Source organism: Thermogemmatispora tikiterensis (assembly GCF_003268475.1).
In the GTDB taxonomy this organism is placed as follows: Bacteria; Chloroflexota; Ktedonobacteria; order Ktedonobacterales; family Ktedonobacteraceae; genus Thermogemmatispora; species Thermogemmatispora tikiterensis.
In genome coordinates, this window is the sequence record NZ_MCIF01000002.1 from 2,054,752 (window position 1) to 2,070,268 (window position 15,517).

Below are 15,517 nucleotides of genomic sequence, written 5' to 3' on the forward strand. Positions count from 1 at the left end.
AAGGCAGCACCCTAGCATAAATAGAGCTTCAAGCAGAAGAATGCATTGCCTCTAGAGAGGGGACAGGACTCCAGAGGCAATGCACAGACAGTAGAGATATCAGGGGCGCAATTGGCGTGTATGCATGAGGAAGAACATCAGTCCCTGCTTATAATCCATCGGGCTGGCCTTGCCATTTTTAAGCACTTGAGTGATCAAATTCAGCAAGCTAGAAATAACCTGCAGGCGCGTCTGTTCAAAGCCATCCTGGCGCCGCAGCAATTCGATCAACTGAGAAGGACTTTGTCCAGAAATATCCAAACCCAAGCGCACCGCCTCCAGGCGCAACCAGAGCACCAGCTGCTGGCGCATCTCTTCAAAGATGGTCACATCCTCATTGGCCGGCAGCGGCGTTCCCTCTGCTGGAGCGGGAGCGCGTCCGCCAGCCTGAGAGCCTGCGGGTGAGCGAGGCTGGACCGGCACCGGAGCGGTTGACGAGGCAGCAGCCTGGGCTGAGGAGGTCTCTGCCGGCTGAGGAGCAGGCCCAGGTTGAGGAAGCTTCCCGGAAGGACGACGCACGGGCGCGGCCTGGGGGCCTGCTGCCGCAGGAGTGGAAGGGGAGCCGGGCAGCGCGCGCGAGGGAATAGGAGGAACACGCCGCGTCGGAGGTGCCGAAACAGGCGCGGCGGAGGCGGCAGCGGACGAGCGCTCCTCAGCTGGGGCTGGCGCGCGGCCAGGGGCCAATGCTCCCGAGGCGGTGGGAGTCGCTGGCAGAGGTATAGCCGGTCTCCCTGGGCCTGGGGGCAAGCTGGCGCCCACCTGGCGGCCTTCATAGCTGCCTGCCTCTCCGCGCAGCTCCTGCAGCTGTTGCTGCAACAAGAGCGTTGATTGACTAATCTGCTCCCAACCCAACTCGGGAAGAGGAGTGGCGTGGGTCGTGGCCCAAGAAGGGACTGGCCGTGGGCTGCCAAAGGTCGACCGTTTCTTCTGGGGACTGGCCAGATGGGCGCGGAGTCCTTCGGCCACTGCCTGAGCAGAGGTCGTAATTAGCATGCGCACATCGGCCATGCGCTTCCGCCCCTGATTACCAAAAAACGCCCGATTCCGCTGGACGAAATGGATAAAGAGGCGCTCAATATAGGTCTGCAGCTCCGGCGACATCACGTCCACGCGGTTCCAGGCCGTGAAATCGACCGCGCTCAAATAGAGCCAGACCTCCTTGCGCTTCGCGCTATCGACCGGGCGCATGCGCAGGGACTCGGTTCGATAATCGTAAAATCGCGGGTAGCAGAAGTTAGCGATCAAGGTCTCCGCCAGCTCAGCTTTTAAGCGTCCCAGCTCTGCTAGCGGGAGTTGACCAAGCAAAACTCCCATGCCACAAACCCTTTCTACGCGCACTCAGCGGCGCCTCTGAAGTTAGCGAACAAACACGCTCGTCAACTGTAGCTCCCGTGCATCCGGTATCGCCCTCACTGCCCCGGATGCACTTTGCAGCTGCACAGGCAGTCTGGCCTGCACATCCATCATTGTACTGCCCGAACGGCTCACAGGTACAAGCGCAATAGAAATATGGGCTAGCCCGGGAGCGACGTGGACAGAGCCCAGGCTGAAAGCCAGAGTCTTCAGCATGTAGATTTGGCCAGGCCGCCAGGTCGTTGTTGGGCAAAAAGCGAAGCCAGGGAAATCCTGCGACAACAGGTGCTCATGACCAGCGCTATCTCTGAGCAAGACCAGGGGATTGAGCGCGGGCAGCGAGGTGCTTCTGGCCCGCAGATAGAACGTGAACTGCAGATAGGTTCCGCCATCGATTGTCGCTGGTGTCGGCGTACTGTAACCAACCACATCAACCAAAGGCTGAGCACTGTTACTCTTCCTGAAGGTTGCCGTGATCGGGTGCTCTACCTGCTGCTCCGTAACCCACTGGAAGGAGCAGAAAGCGGTGGGCAGAGCGGGTAGAGCCTCTGGTCCGCTCTGCACTGGGGAGACGGGCGAGATGCCCGGAGCCGGAAGGCCGCGTTTTAGCAGTAGATAGCCATCCTGAGCGGCCACAATACCGTATTGCCCACTGAAGAGAACCTTCTTGACCTCAGCGCTATAGCTGTTCAGGAAGAGCGGATACATATCGCTCGTCACATCAAGAAAGATATAATCGGCCTCTTGATCCTGATAAGGGAAGAGATAGATGCGCTGCCGATGGCTGATATGAGGGACCAGAGCCGACTGGGCCGAGACGGAGGCCGAGGGCGGGATCATCTGAATGAAGCGCTCAGCGAGCTGGGTGTGGGCATTGATCACTGGCCATTTGAAACCTGGCGAGAAGGGCATCGTCCCATGAGCATCATCGGCCCGCGTCACCGAGGCAAGCAAATAGATCATGAGCAACGTCAGCAAGATGAGCTGGCCCCAGCTGAGAGAACCAGGCAAGCGCGACAGACCTGTCAGCATTCCACGAGTGGGCAGGCGCGAGCGCCGGCTCTCCCAGGCAGCCGGCGCTCCCTTCCAGAGGGCGCGCCCCCAGCGCAGCAGCCACTGAGCTGCCCAACCAATAACCACTACCGCCTCGATACTCGCGAAGATCAGCACGGGGACAATCTCGGCATTGTAGTGATAAAGACCGCTATACATATCGGGCTTCGAGCTGAGCAAATTGAGCGCCAGCGTCGGCACAGCCAGCACCAATACCCAGGGGGCCAGCAGCGGCAAATAGCCAGTGGGGCTAAGCACCTGACGTAAATAGAAGAAATGCTGTTGCTCGAAGACATATTGTTTCAGAATAGTGAGCGGGTGAAGCAAGATATTCTTCGCAATATCGAGCGGCCCATTGCCGAGATGAGCGTAGCGCGAGGCCAACAACGGCCCCCCAGCGAGGCGCGTAATCACCAGCTCCAGCCCGATCCAGACGAGAGCCAGCAGCACCAGACCGAGGCCAGAGCGCCAGCGCCGCTGGAAGGGGAGCGACCACAGGCCGAAGAGGGCCACCAGGACAGGAATTTCCTCCTTACAGGCCATCGCCAGAACCGCGAAGACGAAGGTCCATACCGTCTGCCCTGTGTACATAAAATAGAGCACAAACAGCAGCAGGGCGGAGGTGAAGGTAACGGCATGGAAGTCATTGAGCAAGGCCAGGTTCTGGAGAGGGTGCAACAGATAAAGCAGAGCAAAACCGACAGCGATCCATTCGTTGCGCAAGCGCAGGCGCGCCAGCCAAAAAGCGGGGAAGGCGCCGGTGGCCACCACCAGTGTCTGCAGCACGAGCAGCGTCTTCGGCGTCGCCCAGAGTAGATAGAACAGAGCTACAGGAAAGAGGATCGGCTCAAAGTGGATGGCGAAGCGACTAATCCCGTTGCTGCTATAGCAATTTGTATCACTGACAATATTGCAAATCGTTTGGTGGGGAATCCCGCTATGCAAAATCGACCAGACCGCCTGATCCATAATCCCCAGATCTTCGGCGTTGGTCTGGAAAGCATCCTGACGGATCGTCAAATACCAGATGAAGAAGGCAGAAAAGAGGAGAGTCGCCCCAGCCACCAAAGCCATCGCTACCCAGAAGGAGCGTCGACGCGGCAGCGGCTCAGGTGGAGGATAGAGATAGAGGCGATTCCAGCAGACAGCCAGCCACTTACGCAGGGCAGAGCTAGTTTTCATATCCCCTCCCTCCATCATGGGAAGCGACCGTCTCCTCAGAGACTGCCGCCTGTGGGATCTGAGCCTCTCGCTCTCTCTGCTCTTCATAACCGACTGTCACTGTCAAAGGCGGAGATACTGTCTCATCCTTTGGGGCGGCCAGGTGCTCGCCAAATGGTTCTGCACCTTGCCTCTCTGCCTGCTCTGCCGCCTGCTCAGCACGAATCTGGCGTATCTGGCGCAGGCCGCCGAGATAAGCCACGCTGACGCAGAGTAGCTCGGCCAGCGTTGAGACCAGGCGCGAGAGCAGGGCTATTACATAGCCGAGGGCCGCAGGCAAAGCGGGCAGTGAGAAAGCGAAGAGCAGAGCAATGGCCCCCTCGCGGAAGCCTAAGCCGCTAGGCGTGATAAAGGAGATGAAGCCGATATCCCAACCGAGCGCGTATATGCCGATGCAGATCGGCAGGGCCCCCAGAGGGGTCGTCGGCCACAAGGCCAGCACCAGTCCATAGAAAGCCAGGCCGGCGATCAACCAGCTCAGGCACCAGAAGAAGGAGACCAACAAAATATCACGGTAGCGCAGAGCCAGTCTCACCGGCTCTCGTCTGAGTAGACGTAGAGCCAGATTGAGCAGACCCCCGAGGATACGCGGATGCAGTCCAATCAGCACCGCCAGCATAGCGACGGCACTGAAGGTTAGAAAGAAGAGGCCCTGGGTTGAGCCTAGTGCATGGACATCGCGCCAGAAAAGCAGGCTGAGCGCGAAGATGAAAGCGGCGGTTGCCAGCTTCGTCACCAGCTCAACCACCATGCTAGTGAAGGCCAGTGAACGCGGCACGCCATACTTACCGACCCAGAGAATCCGTGTCAGCACATGCCAGACGTTGCCGGGGATATAGCGTACAAACTCGGAACCCAGATAGATGCGCAGGCTGGCGCCCAGGGGCAAGCGGTAGCCGAGGCGAGCCAGGACATTTTTCCAGATCAGCCCGAAAGACAGCTCCTGTAGCACAAAGCCCAGGAAGGCCAGGCCCAGGAGGACCGGATTCCACTCAAAGTGATGGGAGGCCAGGGCGCTCCAGTTATTCTTCACCTGGAGAGCGAAGAAGACCAGCACCAACGCTGGTAGACCGAAGCGCACCAGGACCTTGACCCAGCGTATAAGGACCGCTCTGCTCATTGGACATCGATTTCCTGCTTAATACTATACTCCTCCCCTGGTTGGAAGGCATAATGGCGGATCATCTCGCTCTGCAGGCCCACCAGAACGAACTGGACCCCGAAGATCATGAGCAGAATGCCAACGAAGAGCATTGGCTGCGTATGAATAGGCTGATTCTCGAGCAGGCGGCTACGAATCACCACCCAGGCATCGATCAGCAGCCCGAGCAGGAACGTCCAGAAACCGAAGGGGCCAAAGAAGCGTAAAGGCGTACGCAGAAAGGTGGTCAGGAAGAGCACATTGAGCAGATCGATCAACCCGCGAGCGAAGCGTCGGGCCCCAAACTTCGAGACGCCGAAGCGACGGGGGTGATGGCGAACTTTGATCTCGGTCACGCGGTAGCCGCGCCACTGGGCCATGACTGGGACAAAGCGGTGGAACTCGCCATAGAGCTTGAGATGGGCATCATCGATGACCTCGCGCCGATAGGCCTTAAAGCCATTATTGATATCGTGCAGCGGGACACCAGTCAGCGTTCTGACCAGAGCATTGAAGACGCGCGAGGGGAAGGTTTTAGTAATCGGATCGAGGCGCGGATACTTCCAACCGGAGACCAGATCATAGCCCTCCTCAAGTTTCTCCAGGAAGCGCGGGATCTCGGCAGGGTCGTCCTGGAGATCGCCATCCATCGTAAAGACAATCTTTCCCCGACAGCGGCTAAAGCCCGCCACCAGCGCTGGCGTTTTGCCGAAATTCTTGCGGAAGCGAATGACACGCACGATACCGGGATGCTCATCGTGCAGGGCCTTCACCTCGCCAAAGGTATTATCGGTACTGCCATCATCGACAAAGATCACCTCATAAGACTGACCGAGCTCTTCAAGCTGGGCGATCAGTCGCTCGAAGAGGGGTCGAATATTCTCCTGCTCGTTCATGACCGGGATCACGACCGAGATCCCCACGCCCTGCCTCTTCTCCCTGTCAGCAGTGGCAGTGACAGCGGTATCCGCTCGTTGGGGAATAGCTAGCGATGACATTTCCATCTGCTGCATACTCTTGGGACTCCACAAAACCCTGAGTTTAGGCTGATGCCTGCTCTCCGTGCGCCGGCCTATTATAGCATACTGTCCTTCCCTGACAGTAGCCGATGGTACCTTTACGTGTGGGGGAACCATCTCATTCTAGGGATCTAGAACGAATGGCTGTTAAGAAAGGACACGCCTCCCCCCTGGAGGGCACATAGCTGCGCCGTGCTCGACAACCCGTGCACGGCGTGGGGCTACGATAAAGCAGAGAAGAGAGTGGGCCGATCACTGGTCAAAGCATCAACACCGCTCGCCGCCAGCTCCCGCAAGCGTTCGAGACTGTTCACTGTCCAGACGCCAAGTTTGAGGCCGCAACCATGGACAAGGGCAGGCAGTTGCGGCAGGAAAAGGGTCTCATCCGCATCCAGCCAGCTACAGCCCAACTCACGGACCTGCTCTACCAGGGTATCAAGGGCCTGCCCAGCCTGGGGGTCCCAGATGTCTTCGGAGAGGACCGCTCCCGTCTCTAGTCTCGGCTCTCGTCGCTTCACTTCTGGCAAGAGATACCAGTCAAAGGAGATTACTACGGCCTGGCCGACCATGTCCGCACGCCGTAGCTCTTCGACGACCGCTTCGGCAATGCCCGGGTAGCGTCCATAGACGCTTCCACGCTGGCTCGGCTTGATTTCAATCCAGACGCGTCGTTGTCCTTTGACGAGGTCAAGGACCTCGCGCAGGGTGGGAATCCGTTGCGGCTCCGGCCAGCCCCCCGGAAAGTGAGCCGCAGCGTTGAGACTGCGCAGATAGGCAAAGTCTAGATCAAGAATGTTTCCTCGACCATCAGTGAGTCGCTCGACTGTGGCGTCATGGAAGACGATAAGATGGCCATCGCGGCTCATCTGCACGTCCAACTCAATGGCATCCACAGGCAAGACTAAGGCCTGTCGGAAGGCCGCCAGGGTGTTCTCGGGCGCCAGCTGCGCCCCACCACGATGGGCAATACGTTGAACTGCACTTACCATACAGCACTCCATATAAAGTGTTACACTCTGTTTAAATAAATTTCTCTTGCGAAGCAGATAGGCTGTATCAGCTCTGAAGCCGATAGCGAGCATGGAACATGTCGGATTCCTCGCCTCATTTATTGCGACCTTGCTCTCACTGAGTGTATACTAGATGCGTAGCCACTGTACAAGATGCACGTTACCTTCGTGTTTCGCTCGAAGGGGCGTTCATCCTTTTGATCCGTTCGCCAGACAGCGAAGAACCTTGTGCTTCCCGGCGGTAGGGCAAGGAACTGCCCTTGTCTCACTCATACGCAAGGAGCCAGAACATGGCAGTGAAGGTCTTCCTGGCCTACACCTTCAAAGACGAAGCCGCGCGTAACGAACTTATCAATCATCTCTACCAACTCCGCTGGCAAGGTCTCATTGCTGATTGGGAGGAGCGTGCTACGGGCCAGGGTCTTTCCTGGCAAGAAAGCGGTGAGATCAGTTCTGCCCTGGAACGAGCGCAACTCATTCTCCTGTTAGTAAGCCCCGACTTTGTGCACTCTGCCTACTGCTACAGTGCAGAGCTGAAAGTGGCTCTCCAACGTCATAACGCTGGCCTGGCACGGGTGATTCCCGTGCTCGTGCGGCCAACCGAGCGAGAGGACACGCCACTGGCCGATTTAGCGGTTCTGCCGACGAATGGCGTGGCCATTAGCGCCTGGGAGGACCGTGAAGCGGCCTGGCAGCAGGTGATTGCGGAGTTAGGGACCTGGCTCGCTGCTGCTGCGAGTGCGAGCGCCATCTCTACTGCGGCCATTCCGCTACCTCCACCACCGACCCCGCCAGTTGAGCCAGCGATAGCGGCCTCTTCCTCTTCTTCGCCCTCACTCTGGCTGGTACCCTATCGACGGAACCCGCTCTTCACTGGTCGCTCCTCGTTGTTAGCCTATCTGCACGACATGCCTATTAGCAACAAGGCCAGCGCGGTTACTCCACCACAAGTGGTGAGCGGACCAGCCGGCAGCGGGAAGACGCAGTTGGCTCTTGAATATGCTTATCGGTACGGCCACGAGTATGAGGCTGTGCTCTGGGTCAATGCTGCCAGTCGTCAGCTACTCATTCATGAGTTGGCACGTATTGCTGAGGTGCTCGAGTTGCCAGAGCGAGTGCTTCCTAATCAATATCTGGTCGCTCTGGCGGTGCGCCGCTGGCTAGAAAAGCAGTCAGGCTGGCTGCTCATTCTGGATAATGTGGCGGATGGTGAGACGATCCGCGATTTGCTGCCCGTGGGAGCCCGTGGTCATCAGATTCTGCTGGCTCGTCAGCCACTAGCTCTGCCCAAGGCTATGCAAGTGACGCTCCCTGTGCTGACGGCGGAGGAAGCTGCCCTTCTCTTGTTGCGCGCCGCTGGCTTGCTGCCGGTGGAGGCAACGCTGGAGCAGGCTCCTCCAGCAGAGGCCAGCCGGGCCGACGAGGTGGTGGCTGTGCTCCGGGCTTATCCACTGGCTCTTGCTCTGGCGGGAGCTTATATCGAGACAGAGCAATGTAGCCTCAGCAGTTATCTGAACCTCTACAAGCAGGCCAGTGTTGAGCTTCAGCGGAGTATCCGGTCGGCCACTCATCAGGTCGACAGTCTCTTTGAGCCGCTGGCAGCCGTGTTGCATATCAGTCTCTCACGGGCCGAACGCATCAGTCCAAGCGCCGCTGAGTTATTGCGTCTCTGCTCCTTCCTGCAGCCCGATCATCTCCCCCTTGAGCTGTTGGTGAGCGGCGGCAGTGAATTAGGGGAGAGCCTGGGTCAGCTTCTCCTGGAGCACTTCGACCTGCTCAGACTGATCCATGAGTTACGTCGTTTCGCGCTGGTCGACTACAGCCGAGGGTCACTGGTTCTTCATCGCCTGGTCAGCGCCTTTGTTCGTCAGCGTCTGAGTAGAGAATCGTGTCTACTGTGGGCGGAGCAGACTATTCGCCTGGTAGAGAGCGCCTGTCAGAGCGAGACAGCAACCCCTATGGCTCTCTGCCGGGCCTATCTGCCGCACTTGCTTACCTGTGCTCGTTGGGTCGCTGAGTGGCAGCTGGTCAGTCCTGACGCTGCGCGTCTCCTGGAGCAGACCGGTTATTACCTGCAGCGTTGTGTAGCCTACCGCGAGGCAGAGCCGCTCTTACGTCGGGCCCTACTCATCCGTGAGCAGCAGCTTGGGCCAGAACACCCTGAGTTGAGTGCCAGCCTCTACAACCTTGGGCTTTTCTACGAGGAGCAGGGACGATCTCCCGAGGCTGAAGCGCTGTATTGGCGAGTAGTCGCTATTGAAGAGCGGCAGGCAGGGAACGACCACCAGGGACTGACCCGTGCTCTCTATCGGCTGGCCTTGCTCTACCGGGATCGGCGTGATTTCGAGCGAGCCGAATCGCTTTTCCTGCAAGTGTTGGAGAGCTGGCAGCAAGAGCTGGCGCCTGAGCATCCTCTGCTGGCCACGCTGTACCACGAGTTGGCAACACTCTACCGGGCACAGGGACGCTATGAGCAGGCTGAGTTGCTCTATCAACGGGCGTTGCGCATGCGGGAGCATCTGCTGGGGGGCGAGCATCCAGCAGTGGCGCAGACGCTGAGCGCTCTGGGCAGCCTCTATCATGCCCAGAGGCATCACGAGCAGGCTGAGCAGTGCTATCTCAAGGCGCTGGCGATTCATGAGGGTCTGCCGCTCGCCGAGCAGTTAGACCTGGCGACGACATTGAATAATCTAGCTTTGCTCTATCGCGAGACTGGGCGTTATGGGCAGGCCGAGCTGCTCTATCAGCGAGCGCTGGCGATCTATCGGCAGCTGGTCGGCGATGAGCATCCCTATACGGCGAGTTGCCTGGAAAATCTGGCGATGCTCTACCATGATCGCGGCGAGTATGAGCGGGCGGAGCCACTCTATCAGAGCGCTCTGCAGATTCGCGAGAGGATGTTGGGGGCTGACCATCCGGCCTTAGCGATCAATCTCAATAATCTGGCGACTCTCTATACAGCTTTGCACAAGTACGGTCCGGCGCGGGCGCTCTTCAAGCGGGCGTTGGAGATTGGCGAACGGGTCTTCGGAAAGAATCATCCGACGTACGCGCGTTTTCTGGAAAACTACGCCTTGCTTCTGCAGCAGACGCGCCAGGTCAGTCGAGCGCTTGAGCTGCGTGCCCGTGCCCGGGAGATCCAGGCACGGCAGGCACAGAGCCTGTCAATAGGCCAGGCCGGGACAGGAGCTGCTCCAGGGAGAGCAGTCGTTTCCAACTAGTGTGCGAGAAGAACTGCGGACTGCCTTTGCCTTATCCAGCAGGCAGCCCGCAGACAAACATCAATGAGAGGCACCAGCCACATGGAAAGGGTCGTCTGCATTGGTGCTTCTCATTAAAGACTACAAGAAAGGGATGGGAGCGTTATGAGCTTACAACCAGGGCTGAAAGGTGAGGCGAGCACGACGGTTGTTCATGAGAACACGGCTGCCGCTGTTGGAGCGGGAGGTGTCGAGGTTTTTGCAACGCCAATGATGATCGCCTTGATGGAGAATGCAGCCTGGCGGGCGGTAGCTGATTTTCTAGAGGAGGGTTATGTTTCGGTGGGGACACGTGTTGATGTGCGACATCTGGCGGCGACGCCGATCGGCCAGCGTGTTCATGCTACTGCCGAGCTGATTGAGGTGGACGGGCGGCGCCTGGTGTTCAGGGTTGAGGCTTATGACGAGGAGAAGAAAATCGGGGAAGGCATCCACGAGCGTTTTATTGTCCATCTCCAACGTTTCTTGGAGCGCCTGAAATAATTCTCCCCTTGCTGGACGTTATATGGTGTGGTAAGATAAGAAGGCCACAAGAGAGTGGCAGCTCATCTGATCCTGCCCTTGATTGCCTTGGACTGGCCAGACCTGTCTGGCGCTGGCGATCAGGGGTGGTTGCCCTTACCCTGGGCAATCGACCATATCATGGGGATGACGGGTTTCGACAGACAAGCTGTTGAAAGGATTGCAGGCCGAGGTGCCGGTGTGCTCTCTCGTTAAACAACCGGCAAAAAAATAACTGCCAACAAGGCAAATTACTCCTACGCTCTCGCCGCTTAATTAGGCGAGCGTCGTCCCTCTGACTTTCGCCTGTGGGGTCAGATGTGGGCGCCGACGACACGGGCTGCGGTGCCGGTGATCGCCCTCTAAGCGGCATCTAAGACCAGAGGGCCAGCGCTGAGGAATCCTGTCGGTGGGAGTCCTCTGCGCATAGCAATACACCGACTAAGCCTGTAGGATATCCTTTAACAGGGTTGCCTGGACGGGGAGTTCGACTCTCCCCCATCTCCACCATTCTCAGACCACTCCTGAGCTGCCTTCGGAGTGGTCTGTTTGCTCTGTGACAGTTTGAGTGACAGTTTGAAGCTACAGCCACTCCCCTGTTTGATGCCACTGTCGATCCGTTCCAATCCCTCAGCGGGCTTGCAAAGCAGTCATTAGTGACCGCTTCCTTCTATGCGGCTTTGATACCAGCCACTGTGGTCTTCCTACGACCAGGGAAGCCTTGCGAGGATCGCCGCATGAGAAGCCGGGTACCAAGATCCACAAAGCGAACGGCACCAGCGGCAGCAGCAGCATTGCTCATAAGACAGAAGAGTGACCCGACACCTTGACAGCGGGCGCACAAAAGCCCTATGGTAAAAAACATCTTTCTTGCCTTGATGGAGGGAAAGCAGTGCATGGCCGGTTTCCAACACGCTGAACCTTTTTCATCAGAGGAAAGGCTTGCCGTCCTCCGGTTCGAGCGGCTTCTGCGCCTGCTGGCACTGCTGCGACAAGGGCCTTGCACACGCGAGCAAATTTTCTCCAGCCTGGGGCAGCACTATGGCATAGATCGGGAGGAGGCCAGTGATGATGCACGGCTCCGCGGGGCCCATCGCATGCTAGAGCGAGATCTGGCGATCCTGGAAGCGGTTGGCGTGGTGCTGGTTCGGGAGCGGCGGGGGAGGCTCCCGGCACGCTATGTCCTCAAGGATGATCAGGGCTTGGCTCCCTTCTGGTCCCTGTCGGATACAGAGGTGGAATGTCTAGCTTTCCTGGCCTCGATGTTCACGGACCCCTATCGCCTGGCTCCTCCAGACCCGACGCAAGCGCTGCCACAGCCCCAGCCGCGCCACCCGTTTGCGGATGAGGTGCAGGCACTCATCGAGCGGCTCGCCCAGCAACTGCCACCACGGCAGCAGCAGCGCTTCCAACAGTGGGCCCGCACCCCCTATGTCTACTTTAATCTGGCCCCTGTGATGGACTATCTGCCCTATCAGGAGCTGATCAGGAAGATTACGCGAGCGATACAGCAGCGCCAGCACATCCGCTTTACCTATCGGCCTCTCTCGGGCAAAGAGGTCACCCATCAGCATCTTGAACCCGCCTATGTGATCCAGATGGAGGGGCATTTCTATCTGGTTGCCTATCATCCCGAGCGCGGGCGATTTCTGGAGTTCCGCATCGATCGCATTCAGGAGCAGTCGCTGCAGATTGAGCCGCAGCTCACTGGCAGGACACGGCCTCGCCACGTGCTGACCTTCCGCTTCTGGCTGGACGCGAGGATCGCTGAGCCTGGCCTGAGCCAGCGCTGGCTGTCGCAAATGGTTGAGCGAGAGGAGATGCGCATGAACGAGCAAGGGCAAGAGGAACGCTGGATACTCATCCGGGCCACAGCGTACAGCGGGTGGCGGGTGATCCAGCAGTTGTTACGCTACGGGGAGAGAGCGGAGCTGGTTGAGCCAGCGTCGCTGCGAGAGGAGATGCGCAGGGTCGTCAGCAAGATGGGCAAGCTCTATGGACTCGGCTTGCACGAGCCAGAGGAGGTGCGATAAGGAAGGCCCGTTCTCCCGCCCCAATCTCCTTCGCCTCCGGTCCCTTCACCTTCCATCTATGTTGTTGTACAGCAACAGATTGATACGACAGAATATGTCGTATCGACCTGTTACTATATAACCACCTCTCACCTCTGACGAGCAGTGAGGGAGAGGCTGCCCTTGTGGGAGCGATGGTCGACTCTCCTGTATTGAAATCTTTCTCTGGAAAGGGGGATGAATTGAGATGGCTCCGGCCTCTGACACCTCTCCATCCTGGTCGGTACTGGGCCTGACCTACCGGGGCGATGACCCAGAGCAGGTCTTTCAGCAGTACCTGCAGTGCATCGCTGACGAAGGACTACGCCACTACCAGGAGATCATCCAGACGGGCAGTAAGCAAGGGGAAAGTCTCTGGCTGCATGTGCTCAATGGAGCAGCAATCATTGAGCGACTCCAGCCTCTCTTTGGGTTGAATGCCACTGAGCTGCGCTGTCTTCTCCTGGCCATGACTCTCCATGACATCAATAAGCTGCCAGCTTACAGTAAGGACAGCAGTGGAAAAGCTATCCGCTATGCCAACGCGGCTACACTGGAGCACCTGGCCAGCGAGCTAGAGGCCCTGCAAGCGGACCGCTTTTTCCCACAGTGGCGGGACTATCTGCGGGACATCAAATTCCTGGTCGATAGCCATCAGGACCAGGCGCCTCAGAATTCCCAGTTCTCTTTCTCCTTTGCGCAACAATGTCGTCTTCCCCGGTCCCGTCTTGAAGGGCCGCTCAGAGCGCTGCTGCGCACAGCGGATGTACTGGATCTGTCTCACAGCTCAGACCAGACCAGCCATCAGGAGCGCCATATTCATCAGAAGGCTCTTGAGCGGCTGAACGAGGGCCTTCACCTCAGCGGGGGCCAGCAGCGGTACCGCTTTATTAGCCATCGCCTGGCCGAACAGCGTGGCCTGCTTTCCAATACGATCCATAACCAGGTCGTCCATTTCCTCCAGGAACAGTATGGGCCGCAAAGCTGCATTCCCCTGCTCTTCCATGCCGAGGGCGTCGACTACCTGCTCAACCGCGCCATCCCTTTTACCTGGACGCGCAAGCAGCAGCGTGAGCTGACCCGGCGAGTGATTGGCAGGCTGGCAGAGATGCAGCAGGAAGGCCTGACAGAGTTCATCAAGGCGCGGCCCTCGGGGATCAACGTCGACAAGGCAGCGCTCGACAGTGGGGCCTCTATCGAGCGGATCTTTGGGTGTATCACCAAGGTGGTCATGCGCAAGCAATACCGGGAAGACTGGCGCCAGGAGCGCGAAGCGGCGGCGCGTGAGGACCTGCAAACCTTCCTCGCCTCTCCGCAGGCAGCGGCGAAGCCGCTGTTGCAAGCCCAGTGTCAAGCGTTGCTGGCAGAGCAGCATCTGTTGCCTGTCGATTCCGAGGCATTCAAGCGGGGCGAGTTCCTCATGGCCTACCGGAACTTTCTTGAAGCCCATCGAGGAGAAGAGCTGAAGCGCCTGCACGATGACGCCTGGCAGCGCGCGGCACGTCTCTTTGGAGTGCCTGAAGAGCGACAGGATCTCTACGCGCTGGTCAATTCCTATCGGCGAGGCTATGTCATGGCTCGCGACCTGCCGGCCTTCGAGCTTCCTGAGATGGAGGCCGCGGCCCTCGCCGATCTCGCCCGTCTGGAAAAGCAGGCTCAGCAAGCTGCACCACCACGCGCAGGCCGTGGCAAACGGGAGCAGAGACAGCCCGCCTCCTCCCAGTCAGTGGAGAGCAGGGACCAGCAGGACCCAGCAGGGACTGCAGAGGGGGGGGACCTGTCGCTGGCGTCCCAGGAGGAGGCGCTACTCGACTACCTGGATCGCCATCTGAGTTTCTGGGACCTGGTCAGCGGCGAGCTGCAGCAGCCAGTCGACTTTCAGGCAAATCTACGCCACTATGCCGACCCGCGCCACGCCAACCGGCAATGCAGCTATTGTAGCAGTCCCTTGCCCGCCGAGGAATGGATGGCCCTGCAGGTGCCGCCCAGTATCGGGGTGCAGCAGTTCTCGAACCGGCTGGAGGGCGGAAGCCCGCGCGAACCGAAGCGCAATATTTGTCCCATCTGCCGGCTGCAGTTCCTCCTGGAAAAGCTGGCCTGGCCGTCGCACCGCGATAAGCAAGGGAGTGAGTTTCAAACGTTCTATCTCCACCTGTTCCCGTACAGCTTCTTCCCTGGGCCGCTGCTGCAAGCCTGGTGGCAGACCATCGAGAGTGTCAGGGAGGAAGACCTGGGAGCAATCGACCCAGACACGCGCGACGCGGAGCAGTGGCAGCGGCTGGCTGATGGCCGATTTCTGCAACAGCTACGCTATCGCGTAGCTGGACGCGAAGGACTGGTTATTCCGCGCTACGAAGAGGCTCTCAGTCCCACACCAGTGCTGCCGCTGACGATCAACCAGCAAGGATATGGTCGCCAATACCTGGTCGCTCTGGAGAAAGCTCTCTTGCTGGCCGCCTGGTTTGATTGCCGCGTACTCCTTTCGCGCCTGCCGACGCCGCTGCTTAACCTGGAACAGGAAACAATCGGGTCGGAGCCGGTAGCGTTCATGGCTGAGGGAGTGCCCCAGGCCCTCACCTGGCTGCTACCAGAGCAGGTATTGACTCGTCCCCAGGTCCAGGCCCTCTGTCGTCGTCTTGCCTTGCTGCACAAGCTGATTCTTGTCCTGCAACCGCATGCTCCGTCGACCGTGGCGGTGCTCTACGACCTCGTTGCGGCGGCAGCTCATGACCCTCTGATGCTCTACCACGAGGTTGACCGCCTGATCGAGGAGAAAGCCGGCAAGGAGCGGTATGTCTTAAAGCTCAGCTATCAGGTCGCCCCGCTGCTGGAGCAGCTGCTCGGGGCTGCGGAGGCGATCGGCTAACGC

Annotated in this window: 9 protein-coding genes and 1 other RNA gene; 5 read left to right on the top strand and 5 right to left on the bottom strand. The window is 58.8% G+C overall.

The window, feature by feature from the left end; translation table 11 throughout:
* Positions 1–99: 99 nt before the first annotated feature.
* The 5 genes from A4R35_RS08210 to A4R35_RS08230 all read right to left on the bottom strand — a co-directional run bounded on the left by A4R35_RS08210 (position 100) and on the right by A4R35_RS08230 (position 6,815).
* Complete coding sequence (locus A4R35_RS08210; RefSeq protein ID WP_112428295.1) at positions 100–1,353, bottom strand: hypothetical protein; 1,254 nt, start codon at positions 1,351–1,353, stop codon at positions 100–102.
* A 42-nt stretch (positions 1,354–1,395) separates the two neighbouring features.
* A complete protein-coding gene (locus A4R35_RS08215) occupies positions 1,396–3,627 on the bottom strand; it encodes a DUF2079 domain-containing protein (RefSeq protein ID WP_189361531.1) in 2,232 nt (743 codons plus the stop codon).
* Positions 3,617–4,786, bottom strand: a complete 1,170-nt coding sequence (locus A4R35_RS08220) for a lysylphosphatidylglycerol synthase transmembrane domain-containing protein (RefSeq protein WP_112428299.1) — start codon at positions 4,784–4,786, stop codon at positions 3,617–3,619. The genes A4R35_RS08215 and A4R35_RS08220 overlap by 11 nt, the downstream gene beginning before the upstream one ends.
* Positions 4,783–5,820 carry a glycosyltransferase family 2 protein gene (locus A4R35_RS08225; RefSeq protein WP_112428301.1) on the bottom strand — a complete coding sequence of 346 codons (1,038 nt, stop codon included), beginning with the start codon at positions 5,818–5,820 and terminating at the stop codon, positions 4,783–4,785. Before A4R35_RS08225 ends, A4R35_RS08220 begins: the two co-directional genes overlap by 4 nt.
* Before the next feature lie 227 nt (positions 5,821–6,047).
* Complete coding sequence (locus tag A4R35_RS08230; RefSeq protein WP_189361533.1) at positions 6,048–6,815, bottom strand: glycerophosphodiester phosphodiesterase; 768 nt, start codon at positions 6,813–6,815, stop codon at positions 6,048–6,050.
* 311 nt (positions 6,816–7,126) lie between these two features.
* Here A4R35_RS08230 and fxsT point away from each other — a divergent pair, with 311 nt between their 5' ends.
* The 5 genes from fxsT (at position 7,127) to cas10d (ending at position 15,514) form a co-directional block, all read left to right on the top strand.
* Positions 7,127–10,057 (top strand): FxSxx-COOH system tetratricopeptide repeat protein, encoded by a 2,931-nt coding sequence (gene fxsT, locus A4R35_RS08235; RefSeq protein WP_112428305.1) that lies wholly within the window; start codon positions 7,127–7,129, stop codon positions 10,055–10,057.
* Between the two features lie 144 nt (positions 10,058–10,201).
* Positions 10,202–10,579, top strand: coding sequence for a thioesterase family protein (locus tag A4R35_RS08240; RefSeq protein ID WP_112428307.1), 378 nt, complete (start codon positions 10,202–10,204; stop codon positions 10,577–10,579).
* A 161-nt stretch (positions 10,580–10,740) separates the two neighbouring features.
* Positions 10,741–11,107, top strand: a transfer-messenger RNA (tmRNA) gene (ssrA, locus tag A4R35_RS08245).
* Positions 11,108–11,493: 386 nt separating this feature from the next.
* On the top strand, positions 11,494–12,630 hold the full coding sequence (locus tag A4R35_RS08250) for a helix-turn-helix transcriptional regulator (RefSeq protein WP_189361535.1): 1,137 nt from the start codon (positions 11,494–11,496) through the stop codon (positions 12,628–12,630).
* 226 nt (positions 12,631–12,856) lie between these two features.
* Complete coding sequence (gene cas10d, locus A4R35_RS08255; RefSeq protein WP_112428311.1) at positions 12,857–15,514, top strand: type I-D CRISPR-associated protein Cas10d/Csc3; 2,658 nt, start codon at positions 12,857–12,859, stop codon at positions 15,512–15,514.
* Positions 15,515–15,517 lie beyond the last annotated feature (3 nt).